Raw genomic sequence first — 25,441 nt, forward strand, 5'->3', positions numbered from 1 at the left:
GCCGGGGCTCACTGCCGGCCGCGCTCCGTGATCCGCCAGACGGCGGCTTGATCCGGATTCAGCGTTCGCACCACGGGCCCCCATGTGTCGCAGAGCGATCGCGCCAGGAGCACGACTTCGCCCACGCGATGAACCCGAATCTTCAGCGTGCCGAACGATTCGCAGGTTCCGACGAAATCATCATCCAGATAAATGTGCACAGGGCAGTTTGTCTCATTGATGATGGACAGCGTCGATACAACGATTTCGCCCGGTTCGCTGCAAATGCGCCCGTGACTCGGCGGAATCTCCGCCTGCAATCCCAATGCGACGACCTGCGGGAGCATGAAAAACGCGGTTATTGCGGTAGTCCACATGGCCGGACCTTTCGATGGCTCTCTCTGAGCGACATCGGCGGTGCGGTCCGCGGGCCAGTAGAAAATTCCGAATTGAATCGGTCTTCGCGCCTCTTGATACCCGGCCGAAGCCCACGTGCGTTAAAGGTCAGTGGTGAATCGAGTTCGCAACCGAGACGTCAATAGAAGACCGTCACCAGGAGATGCGGCTCCTTGGATTTTCCTTCGAATATTCCGACCGTCGACGACGAGGCCTTGATGAACAGCTCGGAGTTGCTGTCGAGCCAGTCGTTAATCTGCTCGTCCATGTGGGCCAGACCGGCCGCCGTCAGCTTTCCGTGGAAGGTGCGACAGCGCGTGGCGGGCAGGTCGGCGGCGGCGAGGGGTCGCTTGAAATGCTCTTCGTGGTGCACGCCGGCGAGCGTGCTGCCCTCGGCAAAGCTGCGAATCTTGTGCGTGACACGACCGACTTCCTCCTCCGAGACGAGAGTCAGTGACGCGTCTTCGGCACCTTCTCCCTCGTGGACGGGTGGAAAATAGACGCGACCCTGGTTGGTGTCTTTTTCCGCTCCGTTGTCCTCCGCTGTCGTCGCTTGATGAACGGCTCGAGCGCGCATCAGCTCTTCGCGTTTTTTTGCGATGCACTGCGGGCAAAGTAGTACGCCGTTCACCAGCCCCGCCTGTCGAGCGATGATCTGATTCGGTGTGATTTCGCCGTGACAGCCTTCACATACTCGATTCGAGCCTTCTGGCATGATACCGCCTCCGTCTGGGACCGAACGATCGGGCCTGAATTCGGCGCATCGAACTCGCTCGAACGCCAAAGGCCGTGATCCGACATCGCGCCGGTCCGGGTCTGGATGTCAACGCCACCACGAGCGACGGTGAACAGCGAGATGGATCGAATGAAGTGAATGCCCGCCGCGCCGTGACGGAAATGTACTGAATTCAGTATAACCATCGGCGGGCTGTCGTATCAATCGGATAACAGGGGTAATCGAGTCAATTCCGTTGCCGGTTCCGGGTGACAAAGCGCCGGGACACCCGGATTCGCCGCGGCGCGAAATTCCGTTCCACGAATCACACGTCAGAATAGCAACAACGCTGCCCGCAGCGCGATGATGGCCGAGTAGACGATCGCCAGTCCCGCGAGAATGGCGCCCGCGGTCGCTCGACCGGGTGACGGCGTCTGGACAGTCAGCAGTGGGAGCGATGCTGCAAAAACCAGCGCGCCGATCGCCGGCAACGGGTCCGCCCAGGCGGCTGCGTCGTTGATGACGATCGCGATCAGTACGCCGATCACAGCGAATTTGAAGTAATGATGAACAAGGGCGACCTTCCGCCCCGCGGCATTCAATGCCGCCAGCATGAGCACGGACGGCATTAATGCTTCATACCATTGCCAGTTCCTCGGAGCGGCGCGAAGCGCGAACAAGTGATAGGCCGCGATCAGCCAGGAGAAGTGAACGATCATCTCGCGGGCTACGCCAAAGCGATTTGTGACGAGCCGCCCGATGATCGACTTCGATGACTCGACGGGGCGGAGCTCCGGCAGGATGTACGATTCATCGAGATTGAGAATCTGCCTGGAGACAATTTCGCCACCGATGGCTGCCTGAAAATCAAGGCGAAGGCGATACTCCCCGATCCTGAAGGATTCGGTCGGATGGAGCTTCCCGCGCGCGATTCGCAGTGATCCGATCCAGGTCCCCGCCACGCTGTCCATATCCTCGATTTGTACGGCTCCCCGGGGCGTCACTTTGATGCGGCAGTGTCGATCGGCGATCTCGTCACTTTCAAGGGACAGCCAGTTTCCCTCACCTTTGCCGATGAACAGGTCCTGCCCGATCGGCATGACGAATTGCTCTCCCACCCAGAACGGCCCTTCCATGACGGTGAGGATCGCGCGATTTCGGCCTTTGTGGCCGTCATCCAGCTCGATCTGCAGGGCGCGCCCGCAGGCCGGACATGTGGCGTGGACGAGCAGATCAACTCGTTCGCATTCGAGCGGGGCGCCGCAGGGGCAGCAGACTGTCAAAGCCATGAGCGTTCCAGGAGAACCTGCGGCGGATCCAATCAGCACGACACGGCTTGGTCCGCGGCCAATGATCTTCGGCCCGATCTTACAGACTCATTCGCCGAGATTATACACGCCACGGTCGAAGGGGCATGAAATCGCGCCGTTCCGCACGCGGGAGAATCGGCGGGCTGGCGAAAATCGCGAGCGGCCGTGAGTTCGCCGATCATCATTTCGTTGCGGATGATCGCCGGATTCGTGCCGCGGGTGCGGTAACTGCTGCGGCCCGATCATCGACGATCCGCCGGTCTTGCCGGGTGGCCCCATTCGAAGTGGCCGGGCTTTAATTCGACGATTTCATCTGACCGATACTTGTTAGGGCGTTGCGCGCGTGGTGCGCGCGGCAATTTTTGCGCGAGTTCGTTGCATGATTTATGCGGCCGCCTGCATCTGGTTGCTCATCGCCGTATTCATGGCGTGGGGAATCGATCGCCTCTGGGCGACCATGGTGACGCAGCGCACGCTTGATATCTTGCTTTTTCCCGGCACAGCCATCGCGTATATCGGACGTATTGTCGCGTTACTGGTTACCGGAGCCAGGCTCAATCCCAAGGCAGTCGCTCCTCCGGACAAGAAAGAACCACGGGCGTTTGATGGTTTTCCCTATGAGCCCAATGTACCGTTTTTCGGCCCGCTGATGGTCGCTTTCGTGCCACTGGCCTTCACGCTGCTGGCGATTTATGTCGTGCTGACGCGGTTCGGTCAGCCGGTGCTGGAGTCGGTGGCTGGCGTCGATACGAAAACGGTCGCGTTCGAATTGCCAGTGTCGTTATCGGTCTTCTGGGATCAGCTTCGGGGAATGATCACGTTGGCCGAGCGGACGCTCGACGGACTTCGACATTCGAATGCGGTTGATTGGCAGGTTTTTCTACTGACCTATCTGCTCATCTCGCTATCTGTTCGGTTGTCACCCTTCAAAGGCAATGCAGCCGGGCACCTGGGCGCGATCGTCATCCTGTCCGCGGCTTCGGCGCTGATCGGCACGCTTACATCCCGTCCGGCCGAGATCATTGCGGGCGGATGGCCGCTCTTCTGCGTGACGATTGGAACGCTCGTCTTACTCCTGCTTGGAACGCTTGCGGCGCGCGGCGTGTTCGAAACCATTCGCTTATTGTCTCACCGCGCCTGACGCCCACTTTGAAAGGCGGCTCGCATGTCGGCGATCGCTTCGACCTCGGTCCTCGGATTTCGCGACAAGATTATGACACCTGAATCCCTCGTGCAGGTGCTGGAGCAGAAAAGGTGTCATCCGCGATCGTCCGGCACACTGAGCGGGTCCGGCTCGTTGACACGCCCAATCGTCGTTCAGTGTCACGGATGCTTCGACATCGTTCATCCGGGCCACATACGCTACCTGCAGGCCGCAAGAGCGCAGGGCGACCTGCTCGTCGTATCAATCACCGGCGATGCGCGAATCGAGAAGGGCACGCAACGGCCGTACATTCCGGAAGAACTGCGTGCGGAGAATCTGGCGGCACTGACGTTCGTTGATTATGTGGTGATCGATCCGCATCCGACGGCGGCTGAAGTGCTGGACTTGATTCGGCCGGACGTCTACGTCAAGGGCCGTGAGTATGCCACGAGCGACGATCCTCGGTTCCTGGCGGAGCGGGCGATCGTCGAGGGATATGGCGGCCTGGTTGTCTTCTCGAGTGGAGATGTTGTTTTCAGCTCGAGTCGAATTGTTGACTTGATGGCGGAAGAGATCGAACTGTCGGACACGCGGCTTGCACTCGTCTGCCAGCGTCACGGCGTAAGTCGATCTGCGATCGGCTCGCTGCTGGACGCTGCGAGCGGAAAGTTGTTCGTCGTCTATGGTGACGCATTCATTGAGCGATATGTGCTCTGTGATGACGGCGCCATGTCGACGGAGTCGCCGATGATGTCGCTTCGCGAACTGGATCAGCGCGATTTTCCAGGAGGTGCGGCGTTTATCGCATTACAACTGGCGGCGCTGGGCGCGCGGCCGGTGCTGGTGACGTCGCAGAGCGGCGGCCCGCTCTCAAACCGGATGTGTGAGACGCTTCGGCAGCACGGCGTTGAGGTGCGTCCGATCGTTCCATCCGGCCATGTGGCGCGCGACGGCCGGGAAGTCGACTGCGCGGTCAACACGCGCTACCTCGTTGAAGACAAGAAAGTCTTTCGCATTCATCGATCGGGGGCGGCCTCGATTGATTCGGCTTTGGAGCGCGCAGTTTGCGCGGAACTGACATCCGCGGCGGAGGGAGATGCCGCTTTGATTTTGTATGACGCAGGATTCGGCGCTTTCTCACCGGGTCTGCGACGTGCGATCCAGGACGACCTGCGGCTTCGATTCTCATTCGTGGCAGGCGCCTGTGGCGATTCGCAATCCCGCACGGAAGTCTTCAACGAAGTGGATCTGGCGTGCTGTTCCGAGCGCCGCCTGCGGGCTGCGTTGAACGAGCGTGACGCGGGCTTGTCAACGCTTGCATACCGGCTGATGCAGGACACCGGCGCGCGTCGGCTGATCGGCACACTCGGCAAATGCGGTCTGGTGACTTTCGACCGGCCCTCGCACGATCGTTCGAGTCCATCGTGGGGCGGTCGTTTGCTCAGCGAGTATCTTCCTGCCTTCGGGACACAAATGGTGGATCGACTTGGTGCGGGTGACACGCTCTTTGCATCGGCCGCTCTGGCCGTTGCCTGCGGTGGGAACCTCATGCAGGCCGCCTATCTCGGTGCGATTTCGGCGGGGCTGGCGATAGATCGGTTGGGTCCGAGCACGGTCACCGCGGACGAGATTCGTCGCGTCACCCGGCATCGCCGAGAACTGGCGGTCGCCTCGATGTCGGGGGCGGAACGTACCGCCGCCCAGCGTGAGAGGAGCAGTTCGAGTCATGAACCGACCGCCTTCGCCGGTTGCCTTTGATTGCAGCCTGATCATACCCACGCGCAATCGTCGAGAGGTGTTGAGACACACGCTGGAAAAGCTGCACGCGCTGCCGGACAGCCGGCGTTTCGAGATGATCGTCGTTGATAACGGTTCGACGGATGGTTCAGAATCGCTTCGTTGGCAGTTTCCGCGGGTTCGTTGGATTTCTCTCGAAGAAAATATGTCAGCGGCGGCGAGAAATGTCGGGGCCCGGGCCGCGCGCGGACGCATACTTTTCATGCTCGATGACGACAGCTGGCCCGAACCGGGTGTGCTGGATCGCGTTGTTTCCCGAATGGATGAGCGTCGGGAGCTTGGTGCGGTGGCCTGCCGCGTACTGCTGGCGGATTCCCCACAGCGGCATGATGCCGGTGGTGTACCGGGAGTGATTTTCAACTGCGGCGGCGCCGTTCGGCGGGACTCATTTCTGGATACGGGAGGCTATCCGCCGGAGTTTGGTTATTACGTCGAAGAATACGCCCTCTGCTGCCGATTGTGGCAGCGGGGTCTTCGAATCGAGCCGCACGGAGAACTGGTGGTTCGGCACCGCCGTACGGCTGAAAATCGCGATCACAATCGCATGGTGCGATATCTCATTCGCAATAACGTTGCATTGTGGCGGCGATTCGCACCGGATTCGCTGCGAGAAGATCTCATTGCATCGACCCTGGAGCGGTATCGGCGCGTTGCAGTCAAGGAAGGCGCACTCATCGGCTATGAAGCTGCAATCCGTGGGCTGGAGGGCACGGATGCCGCTCAAGACGATTCGAGGGAATTCGCCATTGGATTGGGTGAGTGTGCCAGATCTGAGGCACGTCCATTGACGGTCGTGGAGTTCGAATCGCTGTATGGGCTGGAGATCGCCCGGCGGGTTTTGCGCGAGTGGACCGATAAGTATGGAATTCGGCGCGCTGCAATCTGGACGCGCGGAAAAGGCGCGGAACAGGTTGTCGATGTGGCGAATTCGCTTGGAATTCGCGTCGTCGCTGTTTATGATCCGCGCGGGTTGCACCTGGGTGAGACGCTGTGGCGCGGCGTGCCGTTGAGGGCCGTCGAGGATCGCGAGATGAAGGGCGTCGATGGCCTGATCGTCGGAAGTCTTTCGCCCGGTGCGGCTGAGGATCTCCGGCTGGAGTTATCCGCCTCGTTCGTTGGATTGCCGATTGTCTCGCTCGCGCCCTGGGCCGACGCCGGTTGAGCGGAAAGAACCGGCCGACCCGCGTCCGAATTTCGTGCCGGGCGTGATGTTGATTCTGTGATGCCGCGTGATTCGTCGGGTTGCATTTCGGCGGCTTCGATCGCGGCACAGAATTTGAAGCAAGTACTTAGCCGGCGCTGCCCACGGTACGAATAAAGTGGAGATGTCATTGAGCCGTGATCGCTTCCGAATTCGACCGCTTCTCGCCGGGCAACTTCGCCCGGTGCGAACGCCGCCGCGCGCGACTCGGTCGGATCAGCAATCGAACGATCCGGCGCCACATTCCCTGCGAATCAGTTTCGAATCGCGAGCGGATTCAACGGACCTTGCTTCCACAGTCGAACACGACTCTCCCGCGGCCTGCCGCTCCGAGGCCGTGGATGCCGCGCTTTCAATCGCGGACCAAACACTTCAGCAGGTTCAATCTCTCCTGATCGAACTGGACGATATCTGGGGGCGAATCGGATCGGCTCTGGAGGATTCGATCGATCATGGCGCGTGCGACGCGGCTTCGAGGCCGATCGCCACGGCAGCGGTTCGCATCGCTGATGCGGACGGGTTTCAGTCTGAGATTGAACGGCGGATTGATTTCATCGATTGTGTGGCCGCATCGACGATCTATGAAAGCGTCGCCCTGTTTGACGGCGCCTGGTCGGTGTCGGTGCAGTCCGAGCGAGAGCCGACGGGTGTTTGCCACCTTCAATTGCCGCAAATTTCGGCTGCGACACTGGGCAGCGAGCAGATCGCGGGCCGTGTTGTGAATCTGCGAGCCGGCCAGGATTGTGCCGTCGCGATGGGCAACGCGGCGTCCGCGCGAGCGATCCTTCGTTCCGCGTTGTTTCAAATCATCGGACATCGCGAGAGCATCGCGGCGTTTCGTCGTGATGTGCTGGCTTCGGCGATGGTCGCGGAAGGCATTGCATCGGAGATGACGAATGCAGCCGATGCCGCGATTTTTGATCCCGACTTCATCGGCCGTGCCGGTGCGGTAACACGGGTGGACGCCCTGATTGCCGGCAGGATGAACGCGTCGGGCAGCGACTTTTTTTCTTATTTCTGAAGCAGCCTCATCCGCCGTCTCCTCTCCAGCCGTAATCAACCTGTCTGATAATAAGTACGGGCCCAATCTGCAATCCGGGATGTGGTTTTCATTCGGCGGCATTTTCGGACGCGTTGCGGAAACGCGTGTCCCGGGCGTCGATTTTTTTCAACAAAGTCATTCAGGGACTAATGAAAGTCCCATCAGCGGTAGCCCGATAGGAATTGCGGTCACCGCGAGTGAGTCTCGCGAGGGCCGCATGAGGTAATTGAGATTCACGGGGCTGCACGACGCACGCATTTGTGAATCACCGAGACGACGCGAGCCCGCGACAAGGAAGATCAAGGGCGGCGAAGTTTCGAGATAGGCTGCCCGGATTTTCCTGTCAAAGGAAGGCCGGGCGAACCAGACACGCGATGTTCGCGTGACCTGCCGCGGGACGGATCATTCGACCGCGGGTGTTCAGGGAGGAACCGATGAGTCGTATCAATACCAACGTTCCGGCACTGACGGCGATCCACAAGCTCACCGCCAATACCCAATCGCTGAACAAGAGTCTTGAGCGACTCAGCTCGGGCCTGCGAATCAACCGCGGGGCCGATGATCCGGCGGGACTCATCGCATCCGAGTCGCTCCGATCCGAGATCCGCGGCATCAACGCAGCGATCTCAAACTCGGAACGAGCGATCAACGTAATCTCGACGGCTGACGCCGCCCTGGGCGAGGTGTCGAAGCTTCTGCTCGACATCAAGGGGCTTGTCGTGCAGACCGCGAATGACGGTGGCCTGTCACGCGACGAGATTGAAGCCAATCAGCAGCAGATTGACTCGCTGCTGACGAGCATCGACCGTATCGCCAATTCCACGCAGTTCAACGGCAAAAAGCTGTTGAACGGCGGGCTGTCCTACAACATTGAAGGACAGGACAAGACCAACCTGGCCCGAATTCAGCTCTTCGGAGCGCGCGTGCCGGAAGGTCAGTCATTGCCGATTGACGTGGCGGTTACCCAGTCGGCGTTGACGGCGCAGCTCAACATCGGCGTCGGTGGAACGACCGGCGTGACGACAAGCGGCTCGCTTTCCGCCGGCAACAGCATCACGCTAGAGATTCAGGGTTCTCGCGGAACCGAGTTGTTCAATTTCGCGAGCGGAACGACTCTTGCTCAGATTGCAACGGCGATCGCCGCCACGTCCGACCTCACTGGCGTCTCGGCGGTAGCCAGCAACAACGGCCTTGCCTTCACGAGCACCGCATACGGCAGCCGGCAGTTTGTGTCGGTCAAAGTCATCAGCGGAACGTTCGCGGTTCAGGCGGGTGACCAGGGCGACAGCAAGGACATCGGCCGCGACGCGCAGGTCTTCATCAACGGCCAGCAAGCCTCCGTGGATGGCCTGACGGCGAATCTGCGAAGCGCGGGACTCGACGTCGTCATCGATCTTACGAGCAGCTTTGGAACGGCGATCGGTAATGACTCGTTCTCGGTCACGGGCGGCGGCGCCAATTTCCAGATCGGCCCCAACGTCAACAGCCAGGGTCGAATCAGCGTTGGCATCGAATCGATCACGGCAGCCAACCTGGGCACCACGGAAGCAGGCTTCCTGCATACGCTGGGCACCGGCCGCGGCGCTCAGATTCTGGACGCGGAAAATCTGCCGCGTGCGGAACAGATCGTGAATGCCGCGATCAACCAGATCTCTCGGTTGTCAGGCCGGCTCGGTGGCTTCCAGGCCAACCAGGTGGAAACGAATCTGAACAGCCTTCGCGTCGCGTTGGAAAACGTCACCGCGTCGGAATCGGCGATTCGCGACACAGACTACTCCGCCGAGGTTTCGAATCTGACGAGGGCGCAAATCCTGCTGCAATCAACGACGAACATCCTCGGCCTCGCGAACTCGGTGCCGCAGAACGTCTTGTCTCTACTCAGATAATGAAGTCGAGCCGACGGCTGCATAAGTTCAGGGCAGCACTTAGGTTTGAGACTGAATCGGGTATCTTCGAAGGCGCCGCGGTCGATTGGAAGCGATTGGCCGACGGCGCCTTTCGCATTCACGGACCCGGACGGTTCATCCGATATTGATTAGGTCACTTGGCGGTTTTATGGCCGTCGATGATGCACGCCGTTCGCCGATCAGGGAGCTTTTCTATGGCGGTTCGTCCGAACACTCAACCGCAGCCGCGAAAATGCGGCGTTGTCCTGACCTGTTTCGACAACGGCCGAAAGCGATTCCGAGTTGTCCCGATCGAAGGGAACGACCTCGTGGATCAGATTGAAATTGAGCAGGCCGCTCAGATGGCCGCAGCGCAGGCGAATGCGCCAATCCGAACTCAACGACCTTCATTCTGATGGCGGTTTCAAATCCGTGCGACCTCGGTCCGCAGAGCCCCGGCTCGTGTGTCGGATTCGGGTGTGGACGAGGTCGATCAGGGCGGATTCGAACGGAGACGGAATTCCATGTCCAGCATCACGAGCGGCGTTGGCCTCGTTTCGGGGCTGCCGATTAAGGATCTTGTCGATAGCCTGATTGCCGTTCAGGCGCGACCGATCACGCAGCTTCAGAGCCGGCTCGGCGTCTTCAGCGGCCGGCGGACCGGACTGCTTCAGATTTCGGCCCAACTGCTTTCAATCAAGACCGCGATCACGCGCTTCGGCCAAGCGTCATTTTTCAACACGTCCACGGCGAATTCGTCAAACTCGGACACGCTTGCCGTTTCGGCGGGCAGCAACGCGACCATTGGCGATTATTCATTGCTCGTGCGGAATCTCGCAACAAAACACCAACTCGTGTCGCGCGGCTTCGCGACTGCGGATCAGTCGGCGGTCGGCGCGGGAACGATCACCATCGAATCGGCCGCGGGACAGGTCAATCGCGCAACGCGGCTGAGTGAACTCAATGGCGGTTCCGGCGTTCAGGTGGGCAAGATTCGGATCACCGATCGAACCGGCGCGTCGGCGACCGTCGATCTGGTCGGCGCCTTGACCATCACGGACGTCGTGGATCGCATCAACGGGGCGAACGGTGTCGGTGTCACGGCACGAATCGATGGAGACCGGCTGATCGTCGAAGATCAAACGGGCGGGGCAGGGACCCTCAGCGTGGGAGAAGTCGGCGCCGGGCGCACAGCCGCCGATCTGGGCCTGCTTCAATCTTCGGCATCGAATTCGCTCATCGGCCAGAGGATTGTATATCTCGACGACAGCACCCGATTGGGAACCTTGAACGATGGCAACGGCATTCGTCGGCGCAATCTGGCGAATGACCTTTCGTTCACATTGCGCGACGGTTCCTCGCTCGGTTTCAATTTGTCAGACGCGATTCAGCAGAACACTCCGCTTTCGCTTTTGAATTCAGCCGCCGGCGTGCCATCCGGGAAAATCAAGATCACCAACCGTGCCGGGGCCTCGGCAGAGGTCGACCTGAACGGTGCTGTGACGGTGCAGGACGTGATCGACCGCGTGAGCGCGGCCGGCATCCAAGTCGCGTTGACGGTAAGTGGTTCACGGCTGACGCTGCTGGATACGTCCATTACCGGCGGGCAGACCGCGCAGTCCAGTTTGAAGGTTGAGGATGTCGATTCGACGACCGCCCAGGCGCTGGGAATCGCGAGCACGGGGCTTTCGGATCGCATTCAGGGCAATCGCATTTATTTCGTGGAAACCGTCGGCGATGTGCTCCGCATCATCAATTCATCGCCGCAGAATCTTGACGCGGTGACCGGCGCGCCTCGGATTTCCGCCGCGATCGCCGCGGACGGACGAGGCATCGTCATCAATGACCTGACGAACGGTTCGGGATCTTTCGTCGTCGGCGAGTCGAATGTGGCTCGCGATCTCGGACTCGGCTCGACACCTTCCGGAATGAACGGCCCGCCGGTTTCGTCGCTTTCTTCGGGCGCCCTGGTTGCCGGTCTGAATACGGTGCTGCTGCGCTCCCTGAATGGCGGAGCGGGTGTCAACCTGACCGATCTGCGGATCGGTGATCGTTCAGGCGGTCCGCTGGTCTCGGTCAATCTCAGTGGGGCGACGACGCTTTCGGATGTGATCGATGCGATCAACGCGGCCGGAACAGGCGTGCGTGCCGCCGTCGCGGCATCCGGGTTGGGAATTGAGCTGACGGACACCTCCGGCGGATCTTCCAATCTGCGCATTCAGGGTGCAACTGCCGATTCCCTCGGTATTGCCACCGATGCCGCGGTTTCAGCTCGCAAGGGCGCAAACCTCCAGCGCCAGTACGTTTCCGAGGCGACTCGGCGATCGGACTTCAATCTCGGCGCAGGGATTCCGAGCGGGCGATTCAGGATTACCGACAGCAATGGCGCCAGCGCGGTGGTCGATCTGACCGGCGACGAACGGACCATCGGCGAAATCATCTCCGAAATTAACTCACGCGGCATCGGGGTCCTTGCGCGAATCAACGATTCGGGGGACGGTCTGCTGCTGACCGATACGGCCGGCGGGGCGGGCCGGCTTCGCGTCGCGGAAGACGGCGGCACGGTGGCCAAATCACTTGGAATTCTTGGCCAGGCGGCCGAAGGAGAGGCCTTCATCGATGGCTCGCTCGAACGGCGCATCGTCGTTTCGGGCAGCGATTCGCTCAACAATGTGCTCGCGAAGATTCAATCAAGCGGGGCGGCCGTCAATGCGTCCATTATCAACGATGGCTCCGGCGGCGCCGCGTATCGATTGAACCTCGTGGGCACGCGGACCGGATTCAACGGCGCGCTGGCGATCGACACGGGCACGACGGGGCTGCTGTTCGACGAACTTTCGCGAGCGCGGGATGCCGTCGTCATACTGGGAGAGGCCGGAGCGGATCGGCCGCTGGTACTTTCTTCGGGATCGAACACGCTGGAAGGCGTGATTGCCGGCGTGAAGATCGACCTTGTGGCGGCGTCTGAGACGCCGGTCCAAGTGACGGTCCGTCGCGATCTTGATGCAATTGTCTCACAGGCCAAAACGCTCGTGAATGCGTTCAACACCGTAATCGGCACGCTCGATAATCTGACTCGATTCGATCCGGAGACGTTTGCACGCGGCGTGCTGCAGGGCGATTCGACGGCGCGACGCGTTCGCCAGACGCTCACGGCGCTTGCCAACACGCCCGTGAATGGCGCGTCCGGCGGATTGAATCGCCTCAGCAGTGTGGGCATCAAGCTGGGGAGCAACTCGAAGCTCGAGCTTGACGAGGCCAGGCTGCGGGCGGCACTGGAGTCCGATCCGGAGGGGGTAAAAAATCTATTCGCCGCCGAAGAGTCCTCGGCCGACGGCGTGAAGACCGTGATCGGGCTTGCAGGCGTCATTCAGCGCGAGATCAATCGACTGACGGATGTTGATAACGGGCTGATTACATTGCAGGAGGAGTCGCTCCAGACTTCCGAATCCCAGTTGCAGAATCGAATCAGTTCGTTGACGAAACTTCTGGCGTCTCGGCGCGAACGATTGATGGCCCAGTTCCAGAATATGGAAACGGTCATCGCCAATCTTCAGAGCCAGCAGAATTCGATTGCAGCACTGTCGTCCTTGATTCCGTCTTCGTAATCGGGGATTCATCCTCGATTTCGGCGGATTTCGCGCACCGACTGGCCCAGGCCGCCGTTCGATAACTCATGTCACAATCTCCGCCGACCGATGGAGTCGTTGAGTTTGACGATGGCCAGCGCGAGAGATGATCGCTGCTGGGCCAAATCCGTCACGGAGCAGGCTACGGATGACGACTGACGCCGGCGGCGAATACCTGAAGAACGCGGTGATGACCGCTACACCCGAACAGCTGCAACTCATGCTGTATGATGGCGCGATTCGGTTTGCTTCGCAGGCGCGGGACGCGCTGGCTCGTGCTGATTATGAGGAGAGCTGCGAGAAACTCATTCGCGCACAGAACATTGTCCTTGAAATGCGAAACGGGCTGCGGCACGAAGTGAACGCGACGCTTTGCTCGCAACTCGCGTCGCTCTACACTTTCATCTACAACCGTCTCGTTGAAGCGAATCTGAAGCGAAGCGCCGGAGCGATTGATGAAGCGCTGAAAGTTCTGCATCATCAGCGTGAAACGTGGCAGTTGCTGATTGAAAAAGTGAAGTCTGAACGATCAAAGACCGTCCGGCGAACGCCGCCGGTCGCAGCCGCATCGGCTCCGGGCGTCGGATTGTCGCTCAGCATTGAGGGCTGACGGTCGATTGGCGACGCTCCGCCTTGGGCATCTGGTCAAGCCGCGTTTCCGCGGGACCCAGGTATTCTCCCGAATATGCCTGATTCGACATCCCGCACAAGTTCCGCCTATCGCAATTGTTAGCGATCGCCGATATCAAATTTTGGAATGACGACTCGTCGGCCGAATGAACTCCACGCAGAATATGCCGTACGAAAGAGGACGCTCGATCCGTATTGGCCGGCCGGGCGCTGGCAGGACCTCGGAGAGTTGCATGTTGTTTAATCGTTCGATCCGCAATTTGCCGGGCGCGTCGGTCGCGCTTTTGATCACCGTTTTTCTCCTTTCGGGCAACGCGCTGGCGCAGACATCGGACGCCCCGGCGCAAACGAGCGGATTGACGGTGGAGCAAAAGCTCGAACTGGCGATCCGCAAGATTGATTCTCAGGACTTCCGCGAGGTGGAGCGGCTGATCAATGAGGTCGCTGTCGAGAAGCCCAATACGGAAAAACTGAAGCTTGCACGCGGCCTCTACTTCGTGGCGACCAAGCGCTTCGTCGAAGCGGTGGCGGAACTTGAGAATTACAACATGAAGGCGAGCGGCGATTACCGCGGCTACGCGGCGGTCGGCGACCTTTACATCCGATCGCGAATGTATTCGTCGGCCCTGGTTCCCCTTGAACGCGCGAAAGACCTCGCACCGACGAAGGACAACGGCAAATCGGTCAAATCAGAGATTCTGATCAATCTCGCCACGACACAACTGGGACTTCAAAACAACAAGACGGCCGTGAAGATCGCGAAGGAGGCGCAGTCGTTCGCTCCGGACGACGGCCAAATCGTGCTCCGTGTCGCCGAAATTGCGGCGAATGCGGGCGATCAGGATGTATCGCTTGCAGCCGTCGAGCAGGCAATTCTGCTGTTCAAGAGCGACATTCGAGATGATCCATTCAATCGTTCCGCGCATGAGCAGTTGATTCAGTGTTACCGCATTGCGTCGAGTATCAACGACTCTCAGCGAAATGCCGATCCGGAGAATCCTGAGCCGTACGTACGCGCCACGCGCGCCATGCTGGCCGCGTCTGAAATTGAGCGTCGCATCTCGATGCTTGATGCGCACCGGTTTCTCCAACAGGCGATTGAACGCGCGCCAAAAAACGCGGAGTATCGGCTGATGCTGGCGGACCTGGAGTACGACATCGGAGGCATCAAGGACTCCGAGGTGGCGCTCGATGAGGTGCTGACCGGCGATCCGAAGAACGCCCGTGCGCTGGAGCTCAAGGAAAAATTTTCGAAGTCGCCGCCGCGGCCAACTCTTCCGTAATCATCGCCGCACTCGTTCCACTGCGGTCGCGTGAAGTGCTTCCATATCAGAAAGACGTACGGACGACATCGCGACGGATGCGCGCGCGGATTCATTGCGTGTTTCTGAATTTCACGGCAGGAAATGCCGTCGGCAATTCCTGCCCAGATCGCCGCGAATCCTGCGGCAAACTTCGCGCGAAGTCTTGCGCGCCATGCCTAAAAACGTGATGGACTGCGCGTGAATCGGTACGTCCGCAAATCTCAAGGCACGCCGCATCGTGCGTCGATAGACTCACGACGGCTTATCGGACAGACGAAATGAACGAGCGGCGACGTGGTCATGTCATGTTGCCTGAATCGAGAGCCGATAAGCAGGCGTAAGAAGGCATCAGGTTCGGGCACGTGCATTTCATCGTACCTGCCGCCGATGCCGTCTCGCCGCGTTCGGAGCGTCAAAACGCATGAAATCATCCAATACTCGCCGTTATTTGCGACTTGCGGCCCAGATATGCTGTGCAGCGATTGTCGCGTCGTGTTCGAAACCTGATTCGGGGCGGACTTCCGTCGAATCGGCGCAGCCGATGCCGCAGGCTCGCGACGCAGGGTACGCGATCGGTTCTGATGCAGACGCGGGACTGCATCTGTTCGGACGCAATCCGGGATTGTCAGACGTTGCGTTCGAGGGCAAGGCCGCGACTGGCCTCTTGCAGCACACGAGCCAGAGCGAAGGCGCGGATTTTGATCCCGATGTGGATCGCACGGGCCGGCTGCTCGTTTTTGCTTCGACGCGGAATTCGCACAACAGCCATCTGTACATCAAGAGCGTGGATGGTGCGACGATCACACAGATCACGGACGGCTCCGCGAATGACGCCCAACCGACATTTGATCCCAGCGGCCAGCGGATCGCGTTCGCGAGCGATCGGGCCGGACAGTGGGATATCTGGGTGATTGATGCCAGTGGGCGAAATCCGATTCAGATCACGAATTCGCCGGCTCCCGAAATGCATCCAAGCTGGTCACCGGACGGCAAGCGCCTTGTGTTCTGCCGAATTGACCCGAAAGAGAATCGAAATCTGCTCTGGGTTGTGGAACTCGACAATCCCGGAGTCAAGCGGCTGATAGGCGAAGGTCTTTTTCCCGCCTGGTCGCCCGATGGATCAAAGATCGCCTATCAGCGCGCTCGGGCGCGTAGCAGCCGGTATTTCAGCATCTGGACGCTGGACATTCACGGCGACGAAGTGCTTTACCCGACCGAGGTGGCGGCCAATGCGAGCGGAGCGATGATCGCACCGGCCTGGTCGCCAGACGGCCGGCAACTGACGTTCGCGATGATCGACCCGAACGGAGATTCCGGCGGGGCCGGAATGAGTCCGATGCGGGGCATGCCGGGGCGGTGCGACATTGCCATTGTGGACGTCGACGGTCGAGGGCTTCAGAAACTAACGGATGGGCCGGGGCAGTTCTTCGCGCCGGTGTGGGCGACCGATGGTCGCATCTACTTCAGTTCGCGCGAGGGCGGCACGGAATCCATCTGGAGCACGAAGCCGTTTCGTCCCATGACCTATTCGGAAGACACGCCGTCGGCGGTCAAGACGAGTGACCGACAGGCGGCATATGCGAACGAAACGGCTGAAGGCGAGTAAATGGGTTTCAACCGGCCGGCTCGTTGCGGCGCCGGATTACGAGGACGACGCGACACGCGTTGATTATATGCGTCGAATTAGTGTCAGAATACTGGCATTAGCATTGCTTTTGTCGACCGGGTGCTCGCAGAGCCGACCGACGGATGAGACGGCCATTCCGCGGGCATTCGCGCGTCCCGCGGTGCTGGCGGTCGCGCCGGTGCTGAATTTCTCGGGCGAATTCAGCCTGGATCCGATCGCTGCCGCCGATCTGCTGGCTTCGGAATTGACTTATGTCCGGGGCGTGACGGTGCTTCCAGTCAACCGGGTGATCGCGGTTCTGGCGGGGCAGGGGCGGATGCAGGTGGAGTCGCCGGCGCACGCGCTGGCGGTGTGCGGAGCGGTTGGCGCCGATGCGATTCTGGTCGCCGGCATCACGGAGTATGACGCTTACACGCCGACCGTCGGCATGGTGCTTCAGATTTACGCTCCGCGCCAAGAATCAGCGGAGTCGTTTGAGCCGCTGGTGGCGGCCCGAATGGCCGAGCCGTTCGAACTGACTCGGATGGTTGATCCCTTGTTGCCGACGAGTCAGGTTCAACTGGTATTGAATGCCTCGCACGATCAGGTCCAGAAAGCAGTGAAGAAATACGCCGATCCGCGCGATGAGATGAAAACACATCTCGGATGGCGACAGTATCTGAAAGTCCAGTCTCTGTTTCTCCGATTCTGCTGGAACGAAGCGATCGACCGCCTGATGAAACAGGAGCGGTCCAGGCAAATGCTGATCGCGACGGGATCGGGCACGGAGGATCCGACATGAAAACGGACGTACGTCAGCTATCATTGGTTAAGGGAGGACACCGCTATCTTTTCCGGTATCAGCCGGGCAACGAGGCGGATGTCATCGGCGCGTTTGCCGCTCTGGCCAGCGATGGTTCCACGGATTTTGACTGGTTTGATGCGGCCGTACTGAGTTATCAGATGGGTCGCCGGCTCGAGACGGAAATCGAGGAATTGCGCGTATAAGTGTCAAGATAATCGTGAAGGCATGAACCGAATAGCCCGATAGTGAAGTCAGCCTTCGGACGGAGTGTCCGACGCCGAGCGATACGTCTAGACCGCGTATCGATCGTGCCTGAGTTGAACGGGTGGGAGGCCGCGGAGAGCGGGCCACAGCCAGGCGGCAACAAACTGGGTTAGTCAATCGCCGAGAAGAGTGTCGCGACTATGAGTCATGAACATCCGCTGGTCACCGAATTTCTGAATTACCTTCGTTATGAGCGGCACTTTTCCCCGCACACGGGCAAGTGCTATGCCGCAGACCTCCATCAGTTCAGCCAGTTTCTGATTGGCGGGCCTGAAGCTGCGGTCAGTGCCGCGTCACCGACGCCTCGGAACGCCTCGATGATGCGATCCCAGGCGATGGGCGGATCGGGCGGGACAGTCGTCGCCACGATGACCTCGACAGATGTCGAGACGATTCGACAGCGACTTCTCTCGGCCGATGCCAACCAGGTGCGGGCCTTTCTTTCGTTCCTGACGGAACGGGAATACTCCAAGGCGACGGCCGCCAGGAAGCTTGCGACGCTTCGCAGCTTCTACAAGTTCTGCCTCCGGCGCGGTTTCATTCAGACCAATCCGGTCGCAACGATTCGGACTCCCAAGCAGGAAAAGCGGCTTCCGAAGTTCCTGGATATTGAAGCGATCAAGAAGCTGCTCTGCACACCGGATGACACGACCCTCCTCGGCGCCCGGGACCGCGCCATGCTGGAGACGATGTACTCAACCGGCGTGCGTGTGAGCGAGTTGGTCGCGTTGAATGCGAACGATCTCGATCGCGACAGCGGCCATCTCCGAGTCCGCGGAAAAGGTCGCAAGGAACGAATCACGCCGATCGGCCCCACGGCCATCGCCGCGATCGGTCGCTACCTCGCAATGCGCAATAGCGATCCGCGGAATCCGACGTTCAATCAGGAGGCGATGTTCGTCAACAAGCACGGCCAGCGGCTGAGCACCCGAAGCGTTCGCCGCAAGCTCGACAAATATCTCACGATGGCCGGCCTCGATCCGGCAATCAGCCCGCACACACTGCGACACACGTTCGCGACCCATATGCTCAACAACGGAGCGGACCTCCGGAGTGTGCAGGAACTGCTCGGACATCAGTCCATCAGCACGACTCAGATCTACACACATGTGACGACTGCCCAGTTGAAGAAGGACTACGACAACAGTCATCCCCGGGCCTGACGACCCACGACAGGCCTTGTTACAAGCGATACTCAGACGGCGTGCGTTGCAATCATGTGGCGCACGCCGTTTTTTAGATGGGCTTGTCGGACTGGCGCATTGCATTGACATTTCGGATCAGCGATTGGTACGATGACACGTCAGTTCAGAAGCGGCGGGGATTCGGGCGAAACGCCGAACGGCCTTGAGCCATCAGATTGGGTCGATCGAATGAGGGAGGATGCTCGGCGCGGAAGGTACGGACCGCTGAGCGCCACTGACTTCGCGGCGTGGCGTCATTTCCTCAAACGATGTCCCCTGGCGTCCGAGGAGCATCTGGTCGACTGCGTCCGTGGGGATATTGCGCAGCATCGGACGGAGGCAATCGCCCGCTGGGATGGCGATCGAATCGTCGCCGGCGCACACCTCTGGTTTCGACGAATGCGATTTGTTCCGGGATGCGCGCTTCGAATGTTGGGGGGGGGGCTTTACGAACGGACGCCGAGCACGGACGATCTAGATGAACTGCTTGATGCGGTTCGCGATCATACGAGGCCGGACAAACCGATTTTCATAGAATGGGGACTAAGGCTTCCTCGAATCGTCGGCGATCGTGAGTTGGAGGAGCATCGTCATGTCACGACGTGGTTGGCGCGGCGGGGGCTCGAACCCACCCCGATGCTGGATGCGACCTTTTGGGTGGACCTGTCCGGCTCGGAAGACGAAATCCTCGGCCGGATGCACCACATGTTTCGGCGGAACATCCGCAAGGCCGATCGGGATGGCGTGACTTGTCGGCAGGTCGGTCCTGAAATGGCCGATACGTTCTATGACATGAACATGAAAATGGCGGGGTTGAAACGACTCGACACCGCCTTTTTTGGTGTGGGTTCTCGCACACATTTTGTCGAGTTTATCAGCGGCTTGCTGAAAGCGGAGGCCGCCGCGTTATTCTGTGCTGAATGGAACGGCCTGATCCGCAATATGGTGCTGATCACGCGCATCGGCACACCGCGATATGTGTATGGTGCCACAGGTGAGGAAGCCCGCGGCGACGAACGGCCGCCTCCGACCGGCCAGATTCTTCACTGGGAAGTGATGCGTTGGCTTCGAAGTCTGGGCTTTGGCACCTATGATCTGGGTGGAACACCCGCACGCGAAGTATCGTCCGACCATCCGAACTTCGGCGTGTGGCAGTTTAAGACGCGACTGGGCGGGCAGTACGTGGAGTTCTTCCACAAACACCGGCTGACTTGCCGCCCGATCCTCTCGCGCGCGTATCGGATGTGGCGAGGCTAGATTCATGGGGATTGAAACGCGGTACGACACGGCGGCCCGCCTGGCCAGTCGTATCGGTGCCACTGCATTTGCAGCGAGGCTCTTTGGCGGGCGACTGCTTACACTGTGCTACCATGGTGTCACGCCTCGGTATGTCACAGACGGTGAATGCGATCTGACCGGGCACGTTTCGGTCGAACTGTTTCGAAGCCAGCTGGACTGGCTTGCGGAGCACATGCAGTTTGTCGATCTGGATCAGGTGATCGGGTCGATGAATCGCCGGCTGCGGTTGCCCCGCCGCTCCGTGCTCATCACTTTCGACGATGGGTTCCTGAATAACTTTGAATATGCGCTACCCGTAATGAAGGAATTCGGCATTCGGCCGGTCTTCTTCGTGCCAAGCGAGCCGGTCTCACGGCCGGACCGTCCGCTCTGGTATTTGCGAATTGGGTTGGTCACCGGACGGGCAAGCGGTCCCGAACTTTCGGTACCCACGGGCGTGAGTGAACGCTTCTCGCTCAGAACTCCCGCAGACCGAGCGTCCGCTTATCGCCGACTTCATGAGATCGTATCGCGCTGGCCCGCGGCCGCGCGTCTTGAGTTCACGTCGGAGTTGGAGCGGTTGAATCCGACTTCTCCCCTGTCATCCGAGACCCACCGGCTTTTCTTCGCACATGCCGATTGGGATACGATCCAACGTGCGTCGGACGACGCGGACATCGGCGGCCACACCGTGACACATCCCGCACTCAAGCATATGGATGAAGAGTCGGCGCGGCGGGAGATCGAGGAGAATCGACGAGTGATCGCCGATCGGATCGGCGTCGATCCCCGTGCCTTCGCGTTTCCCTTCGGATCTCGTGACTACTGCGGCCCCCGTGAAGAGCGAATCGTAGCTGAAACCGGCTACGAGGCCGGGTTTACGCTGGTGCCTCAGTGGATGGAAGGCACGACGAACCGATTCGCTTTACCTCGTCACAACGTCTCGCCCGTGAAACTGGAGACGTTCACCATGGTGGTGTCGGGCATGCTCGATTTCGCACTCTGGGTGAAGGACACATTGGGCGCACGGCGCGAATTGGAGCGTCGACCTCCGACGGTCGATCGAAAGGCGAACTAACCGCGGGTTTCGCAGTCAGGCCGCTCAATCGCCGTCCCGGCCGGCTATCTGCATTCCCAGCTGGACGAGTTGGCCTGGTCGGGCGCCTGCGATTTGAGTACCGGGCAATGCGTGGTCCGCGGCGTTGCCTTCGACATTTCTCATGGGGATCGGACTGGATGGAATCCCGGTTTTCCGGATGATCTTTCCGAATCGCAAACGAAGAGCCCATCCAAACGTGCGGCGGATGTTCTGAATGACGCCGCGCATTCCCACGAGCTGCATCAGCGCATCCGCCAGATAGAGCTTGCTCTTGGGGCTGACGAGAGCGTAGGCGAAACGAAGCGGATTGTAGAAGAACAGGTAGGCCAGCAGAATGTTGATCTGCTTTCGCCAGGGATTCTTGTGTTCGGAGGCGACGACATAGTTCGCGTCGAGCATGTAGGTCTCAACCTTCTTGCCTCCGACGGAGTCATAGACCATTCCGCTGGTGAAGGCGCTCTCATACAGCTTCGAACCGGTCGCGGGCGTCATCATCAGGACTTGCAGGCTGATCGCGCCGGCCTTGCGAAGCAGGCGTGCCTGATTCAGCAGGCCATAGTGGCCGTTTGTGCTGAAGAGCGGCTGTGAATCATGGTGCATCATCATCGGCATCGGGTTAATGCCGCGATCTCGAAGCAGGTGGAATGCTTCCGTGGTTTTGTCAACGCTCTGGCCTTTCTTGACGAAGGTGGCTGTCATGTCCTCGACACCGAGCCAGAGTGCGCGGACGCCGGCGCGGCGAACAATCGGAAGGTAATCGCGCAGCAGGAGCGTGTCGTGAACCGTGACTTCGGTTCCCCAACGGACGCAATGGCGGAATTCCTTGCCGTTGATGTCGGCTCGTGCCAGGGTTTCGACAATTTCGAGCGTCCGCTCTTTCGTATTGAAGAAATTATCGTCCGCGCCAAAGTAATATCGCAGACCGTATTCCTTGTTCAGGCGGACAAATTCATCCAGAATTCGCTGGCCGCTCTTTACGCGGTGCTGTCGCTGGTTGTAGGCCGGGATCGGGCAATATGGGCAGGCGAACTTGCAACCGAACGTCAAAACCAGCGACGAGACGGGCGTGTATTTTTTCACCTTGTCGTGCGGCAGCGCATGTTGCGAAAGCGAGGCCGATCGGCTGGGGGGTTCCAGCAGTCGGTAGCCAAGGACGGGATGGGGCAACTCATCCAGATCGCCAAGGAGGCGTTGAATGCCGGTGTCAACCAACTCTTCGGCAGCGCCACTGGGTCCGACCCGCGGATAAACGAGACCGGGAATCTGATCGAGCAAGCCGCTGTTGCGAGCACGAATAAACGCGTCCCGCAGGGAGCCGCCGTTTGTGCGCAATGACAGCAGGACTTCCAGCAGGCTGAACAGGACAAATTCCTCGCCCGTGACGGCGACGTCCGCGCCGGCGGGATCGTGTGGATCACCGCTGAAAACGTCCCAAGGTTCGTAAACAGTCTTGGCGCCGCCGGCAATAATCAGCGGTCGGTGTTTCTCGTCGATTCGGCAGGCGTCCCGGATCAGGTCCTTGCAGGCCGCCGAGTGAATCTGCATGGACGAAACCATGTACAGATCCGGAATGCGGCCATCGAGGCGCATCTGGGAGGGCCGGAAGTTTCGGTTCCATTGCTGAAGGACGATTCGGGTCTTGGGAAAGCCGGCGTCGGCGAGGGCGGAGCCGATGGCCCGGACGCCTGCTGGAGCCATCTTCATGTCGGCGAAGATGAAGGGCAGCATCCGTGTTCGATGGTCGAAGGCGCAGGAGATCACCGTGGCGATATCATGTTGCCGAGCCATCGCTCGGAGCCGATCACGCATTCGTGAAAATTCACCGGGCTTCAGTAGCTCGTCACCGCGCGAACGCCGAGGTAATTCCATAGGGCGGACCTCAGGACAGGGAAACCGGTCGTCGGACATGCTCCGGCGCCGGATTTTCGGGAATTCTAGCCCAAATCAAGTCAGGGTCCAGCAGGAAGTTGCAGAGTTTCGGTTTGCCTGCCGCGATCGTTACTCAAGCACCCTCAGCCGCACGAGATTCACTTCGCGGCCCAAAACAATCAGGGTGTCCCCGTCTCGGAAAACATCGTGGGGGCCCGGCATGAATCTGAACTCTCCGGAAGAGTTTTTGATCGCCAGGACGAGCAGATTGAATTCCTCGCGGAGCTTGGACGAGGCGAGGGACTTTCCAATGAGGGGCCTGGGTGTCTCAATTTCCATGATGCGGTGGTCTTCCGCAAAGGGGAAATAGTCAAGCAGTGTCGGAAAAGCGACCCTGCGCGCCGTCCGCTCGGCTGTTTCCCGCTCGGGAAAGATGACTTCGTTGGCCCCAACCGCCTTGAGGATGGTGGCGTGGTCCTCGTTGACCGCCTTGCACCGGATATTCTTCACGCCGATCTGACTGAGGTGTAGCGTGCAGATGATGCTCGGCTCCATGCTCTCGCCCAAACTCACGACGGCTTCATCAATACTGGATGTGACCAGCGCATTCATCGCATCGAAATTGCGGGCGTCGCAGATAACGGCCTGCTGCACGTCGTTCTGGATTGCGGAAACGGCTTCTTCGCTCGAGTCGATCGCCAGCACTTCGCAATTCAGATGCGATAGGCCGCGCGCGAGATGCGAGCCGAACTGTCCCAATCCGATCACGACAACCTGCTTCATGTTGCACCTCGTTTCGTCCGAGCCGAATAGCGATTGCGGCACGAACGAGACTATCTAGCTGATGATGTGGATGCGGCGCGCGCCACGGCGCGGCCCGCTTCCCGGTTCAAATCGCGATGTCTTCTCGCGGATAATAAAATTCCGGCAAACGCTGGCTCGGGCGAAGTAACGTCAACGCAAGGGCAAGTGGCCCCACGCGACCCGCGAACATCAACAGTATGATGATGCATTTACCGACAAAAGTCAGATTCGGCGTGATGCCCCGGCTCAGTCCCACTGTCCCGATCGCTGACGCACATTCGAACATCTGATCCGGCAGCGGCGACGACTCCACCAGCGATAAGGCGTAGATTCCCGCAGTCAGCACAACGAGATAGAACATGGCTGACGCCATCGCCAACCGAACGCGCTCAAGCGGCAATTCGCGATCTCCGAAATTAGTCCGATCCCGGCCCTTGAACACCGAAATCATGTTCGCCCAGAGCGCCGCCAGGGTCGTCGTCTTGATGCCGCCGCCAGTGCCCGCCGGCGATGCGCCGATTATCATGACGATTGTAATCAGAAACACCGATCCTGCCGACAGTCCGGCAATATCAACGGTATTGAAGCCGACCGTCGTTCCAGCCGACATGGACTGAAAAAAAGCGGCGAGTATGCGCTCGCCGATCGGCAGGTCGCGCAGCGAAGGCTCGTCGGCCACCAACAGCGCTGTGGCCATGACTCCTGTCAAGAGGGTGCACCACAGGATGACCCGTGAGGACAGGCTGAGCCGAATCTTGTGGCGCATCGCCCGTTGTACGACATCATTCAGCAAAATGAAGCCCATGGCCCCCAGGTAGCTCAGCGATGCAATGGTCACATTCAGCCAGACATTGCCGCGAAATGCCATGAAGCTGTCGTTATAGAGGGCAAAGCCCGCGGTGCAGAACGCGGAGATGCTGTGAAACGTCGCCGACCACCACGCATCCTGCATTCCTCGCGCCGACAGGATCGAATACAATGCCACAGCGCCAACAGCCTCAATCAGGAGCGTGAATACGACGATCGAGCGCACGAAGTTCTGAATTGGTACGCCTTCCGGAGCCGACAAGGCAACCTGGGAAACACGATTCCGCACCATTGCGAGCCTTCGGCCGAAGGACAGCAGTAGAAATGAACCGATCGTCATGTAGCCCAGACCGCCAAACTGAATAAGCACGGCGATTGCAATCTGGCCACACCTTGAATACGTATCCGGCGTGCTGACAGTGATCAGGCCGGTCGTCGAAACTGCCGAGACCGCCGTGAATAGATGGTCGATGGCGCCAGCGGGCGCGCCGGTGACGGAAAACGGCATACACAGGAACAACCAGCCGATGATCATATACGTTGCGTAGCCCCAAACGACCATCCGGACAGGGTCGCGGGGCTTGAGAAGCGTCGAGATTCCGGATTTCATGAACATCATGTGCCTCGAATTCCGAGCGCTGATCAGCCTCTGCGAAAAGCGTTTCAATCTATTCGCGGGGCCAATGCAGTGT

Annotated in this window: 21 protein-coding genes; 15 read left to right on the forward strand and 6 right to left on the reverse strand. The window is 59.7% G+C overall.

Annotation, left to right across the window (positions count from 1 at the left end):
• Positions 1–8: 8 nt before the first annotated feature.
• The 3 genes from KF841_13390 to KF841_13400 form a co-directional block, all read right to left on the reverse strand.
• Entirely contained in the window at positions 9–356 is a 348-nt protein-coding gene (locus tag KF841_13390; GenBank protein MBX3396351.1) for a hypothetical protein, read from the reverse strand.
• Positions 357–514: 158 nt separating this feature from the next.
• A complete protein-coding gene (locus tag KF841_13395) occupies positions 515–1,090 on the reverse strand; it encodes a hypothetical protein (protein ID MBX3396352.1) in 576 nt (191 codons plus the stop codon).
• Positions 1,091–1,422: 332 nt separating this feature from the next.
• The gene (locus tag KF841_13400; GenBank protein MBX3396353.1) at positions 1,423–2,379 is read right to left on the reverse strand and encodes an FHA domain-containing protein; all 957 of its coding nucleotides are present in this window, start codon (positions 2,377–2,379) and stop codon (positions 1,423–1,425) included.
• A 400-nt stretch (positions 2,380–2,779) separates the two neighbouring features.
• On the opposite strand from KF841_13400, the gene KF841_13405 reads away from it, so the two are divergent.
• The 15 genes from KF841_13405 to KF841_13475 all read left to right on the forward strand — a co-directional run bounded on the left by KF841_13405 (position 2,780) and on the right by KF841_13475 (position 21,248).
• Positions 2,780–3,541: a hypothetical protein gene (locus KF841_13405; GenBank protein MBX3396354.1), complete on the forward strand. Its 762-nt coding sequence runs from the start codon at positions 2,780–2,782 to the stop codon at positions 3,539–3,541.
• Between the two features lie 24 nt (positions 3,542–3,565).
• A complete protein-coding gene (locus tag KF841_13410) occupies positions 3,566–5,302 on the forward strand; it encodes an adenylyltransferase/cytidyltransferase family protein (protein ID MBX3396355.1) in 1,737 nt (578 codons plus the stop codon).
• Positions 5,271–6,503: a glycosyltransferase gene (locus KF841_13415; GenBank protein MBX3396356.1), complete on the forward strand. Its 1,233-nt coding sequence runs from the start codon at positions 5,271–5,273 to the stop codon at positions 6,501–6,503. Before KF841_13410 ends, KF841_13415 begins: the two co-directional genes overlap by 32 nt.
• A gap of 163 nt (positions 6,504–6,666) precedes the next feature.
• The gene (locus tag KF841_13420; GenBank protein MBX3396357.1) at positions 6,667–7,563 is read left to right on the forward strand and encodes a hypothetical protein; all 897 of its coding nucleotides are present in this window, start codon (positions 6,667–6,669) and stop codon (positions 7,561–7,563) included.
• Between the two features lie 455 nt (positions 7,564–8,018).
• On the forward strand, positions 8,019–9,470 hold the full coding sequence (locus KF841_13425) for a flagellin (protein MBX3396358.1): 1,452 nt from the start codon (positions 8,019–8,021) through the stop codon (positions 9,468–9,470).
• A 215-nt stretch (positions 9,471–9,685) separates the two neighbouring features.
• Positions 9,686–9,886, forward strand: a complete 201-nt coding sequence (locus KF841_13430; GenBank protein MBX3396359.1) for a hypothetical protein — start codon at positions 9,686–9,688, stop codon at positions 9,884–9,886.
• A 108-nt stretch (positions 9,887–9,994) separates the two neighbouring features.
• The gene (gene fliD, locus KF841_13435; protein ID MBX3396360.1) at positions 9,995–13,078 is read left to right on the forward strand and encodes a flagellar filament capping protein FliD; all 3,084 of its coding nucleotides are present in this window, start codon (positions 9,995–9,997) and stop codon (positions 13,076–13,078) included.
• 169 nt (positions 13,079–13,247) lie between these two features.
• Complete coding sequence (gene fliS / locus KF841_13440) at positions 13,248–13,709, forward strand: flagellar export chaperone FliS (protein MBX3396361.1); 462 nt, start codon at positions 13,248–13,250, stop codon at positions 13,707–13,709.
• 253 nt (positions 13,710–13,962) lie between these two features.
• Positions 13,963–15,012: a tetratricopeptide repeat protein gene (locus KF841_13445; protein MBX3396362.1), complete on the forward strand. Its 1,050-nt coding sequence runs from the start codon at positions 13,963–13,965 to the stop codon at positions 15,010–15,012.
• A 442-nt stretch (positions 15,013–15,454) separates the two neighbouring features.
• Complete coding sequence (locus KF841_13450; GenBank protein ID MBX3396363.1) at positions 15,455–16,639, forward strand: PD40 domain-containing protein; 1,185 nt, start codon at positions 15,455–15,457, stop codon at positions 16,637–16,639.
• Positions 16,611–17,441 (forward strand): hypothetical protein, encoded by an 831-nt coding sequence (locus KF841_13455; GenBank protein ID MBX3396364.1) that lies wholly within the window; start codon positions 16,611–16,613, stop codon positions 17,439–17,441. Before KF841_13450 ends, KF841_13455 begins: the two co-directional genes overlap by 29 nt.
• Positions 17,438–17,647 (forward strand): hypothetical protein, encoded by a 210-nt coding sequence (locus tag KF841_13460; GenBank protein MBX3396365.1) that lies wholly within the window; start codon positions 17,438–17,440, stop codon positions 17,645–17,647. Before KF841_13455 ends, KF841_13460 begins: the two co-directional genes overlap by 4 nt.
• Before the next feature lie 201 nt (positions 17,648–17,848).
• On the forward strand, positions 17,849–18,871 hold the full coding sequence (xerC, locus tag KF841_13465) for a tyrosine recombinase XerC (GenBank protein MBX3396366.1): 1,023 nt from the start codon (positions 17,849–17,851) through the stop codon (positions 18,869–18,871).
• Positions 18,872–19,003: 132 nt separating this feature from the next.
• Entirely contained in the window at positions 19,004–20,149 is a 1,146-nt protein-coding gene (locus KF841_13470; protein MBX3396367.1) for a GNAT family N-acetyltransferase, read from the forward strand.
• Between the two features lie 4 nt (positions 20,150–20,153).
• Complete coding sequence (locus KF841_13475; protein MBX3396368.1) at positions 20,154–21,248, forward strand: polysaccharide deacetylase family protein; 1,095 nt, start codon at positions 20,154–20,156, stop codon at positions 21,246–21,248.
• A 24-nt stretch (positions 21,249–21,272) separates the two neighbouring features.
• Here the strand turns inward: KF841_13475 and KF841_13480 are convergent, their stop codons facing one another.
• The 3 genes from KF841_13480 to KF841_13490 all read right to left on the reverse strand — a co-directional run bounded on the left by KF841_13480 (position 21,273) and on the right by KF841_13490 (position 25,368).
• A complete protein-coding gene (locus KF841_13480; GenBank protein MBX3396369.1) occupies positions 21,273–23,138 on the reverse strand; it encodes a radical SAM protein in 1,866 nt (621 codons plus the stop codon).
• Between the two features lie 129 nt (positions 23,139–23,267).
• Positions 23,268–23,921: a TrkA family potassium uptake protein gene (locus tag KF841_13485; protein ID MBX3396370.1), complete on the reverse strand. Its 654-nt coding sequence runs from the start codon at positions 23,919–23,921 to the stop codon at positions 23,268–23,270.
• A gap of 106 nt (positions 23,922–24,027) precedes the next feature.
• Positions 24,028–25,368, reverse strand: a complete 1,341-nt coding sequence (locus KF841_13490) for a potassium transporter KtrB (protein MBX3396371.1) — start codon at positions 25,366–25,368, stop codon at positions 24,028–24,030.
• Positions 25,369–25,441: the final 73 nt, after the last annotated feature.

The organism is Phycisphaerae bacterium (assembly GCA_019636475.1).
In the GTDB taxonomy this organism is placed as follows: Bacteria; Planctomycetota; Phycisphaerae; order UBA1845; family UTPLA1; genus JADJRI01.

Coding starts and splice junctions, on each gene's coding strand:
- KF841_13390 (MBX3396351.1), bottom strand. CDS start 356: ATGTGGACTACCGCAATAACCGCGTTTTTCATGCTCCCGCAGGTCGTC.
- KF841_13430 (MBX3396359.1), top strand. CDS start 9,686: ATGGCGGTTCGTCCGAACACTCAACCGCAGCCGCGAAAATGCGGCGTT.
- KF841_13485 (MBX3396370.1), bottom strand. CDS start 23,921: ATGAAGCAGGTTGTCGTGATCGGATTGGGACAGTTCGGCTCGCATCTC.
- KF841_13420 (MBX3396357.1), top strand. CDS start 6,667: ATGTCATTGAGCCGTGATCGCTTCCGAATTCGACCGCTTCTCGCCGGG.
- KF841_13460 (MBX3396365.1), top strand. CDS start 17,438: ATGAAAACGGACGTACGTCAGCTATCATTGGTTAAGGGAGGACACCGC.
- KF841_13400 (MBX3396353.1), bottom strand. CDS start 2,379: ATGGCTTTGACAGTCTGCTGCCCCTGCGGCGCCCCGCTCGAATGCGAA.
- KF841_13475 (MBX3396368.1), top strand. CDS start 20,154: ATGGGGATTGAAACGCGGTACGACACGGCGGCCCGCCTGGCCAGTCGT.
- KF841_13395 (MBX3396352.1), bottom strand. CDS start 1,090: ATGCCAGAAGGCTCGAATCGAGTATGTGAAGGCTGTCACGGCGAAATC.
- KF841_13470 (MBX3396367.1), top strand. CDS start 19,004: ATGACACGTCAGTTCAGAAGCGGCGGGGATTCGGGCGAAACGCCGAAC.
- fliD (MBX3396360.1), top strand. CDS start 9,995: ATGTCCAGCATCACGAGCGGCGTTGGCCTCGTTTCGGGGCTGCCGATT.
- xerC (MBX3396366.1), top strand. CDS start 17,849: ATGAGTCATGAACATCCGCTGGTCACCGAATTTCTGAATTACCTTCGT.
- KF841_13480 (MBX3396369.1), bottom strand. CDS start 23,138: ATGGAATTACCTCGGCGTTCGCGCGGTGACGAGCTACTGAAGCCCGGT.
- KF841_13405 (MBX3396354.1), top strand. CDS start 2,780: ATGATTTATGCGGCCGCCTGCATCTGGTTGCTCATCGCCGTATTCATG.
- KF841_13455 (MBX3396364.1), top strand. CDS start 16,611: ATGCGAACGAAACGGCTGAAGGCGAGTAAATGGGTTTCAACCGGCCGG.
- KF841_13445 (MBX3396362.1), top strand. CDS start 13,963: ATGTTGTTTAATCGTTCGATCCGCAATTTGCCGGGCGCGTCGGTCGCG.
- KF841_13425 (MBX3396358.1), top strand. CDS start 8,019: ATGAGTCGTATCAATACCAACGTTCCGGCACTGACGGCGATCCACAAG.
- fliS (MBX3396361.1), top strand. CDS start 13,248: ATGACGACTGACGCCGGCGGCGAATACCTGAAGAACGCGGTGATGACC.
- KF841_13490 (MBX3396371.1), bottom strand. CDS start 25,368: ATGATGTTCATGAAATCCGGAATCTCGACGCTTCTCAAGCCCCGCGAC.
- KF841_13410 (MBX3396355.1), top strand. CDS start 3,566: ATGTCGGCGATCGCTTCGACCTCGGTCCTCGGATTTCGCGACAAGATT.
- KF841_13415 (MBX3396356.1), top strand. CDS start 5,271: ATGAACCGACCGCCTTCGCCGGTTGCCTTTGATTGCAGCCTGATCATA.
- KF841_13450 (MBX3396363.1), top strand. CDS start 15,455: ATGAAATCATCCAATACTCGCCGTTATTTGCGACTTGCGGCCCAGATA.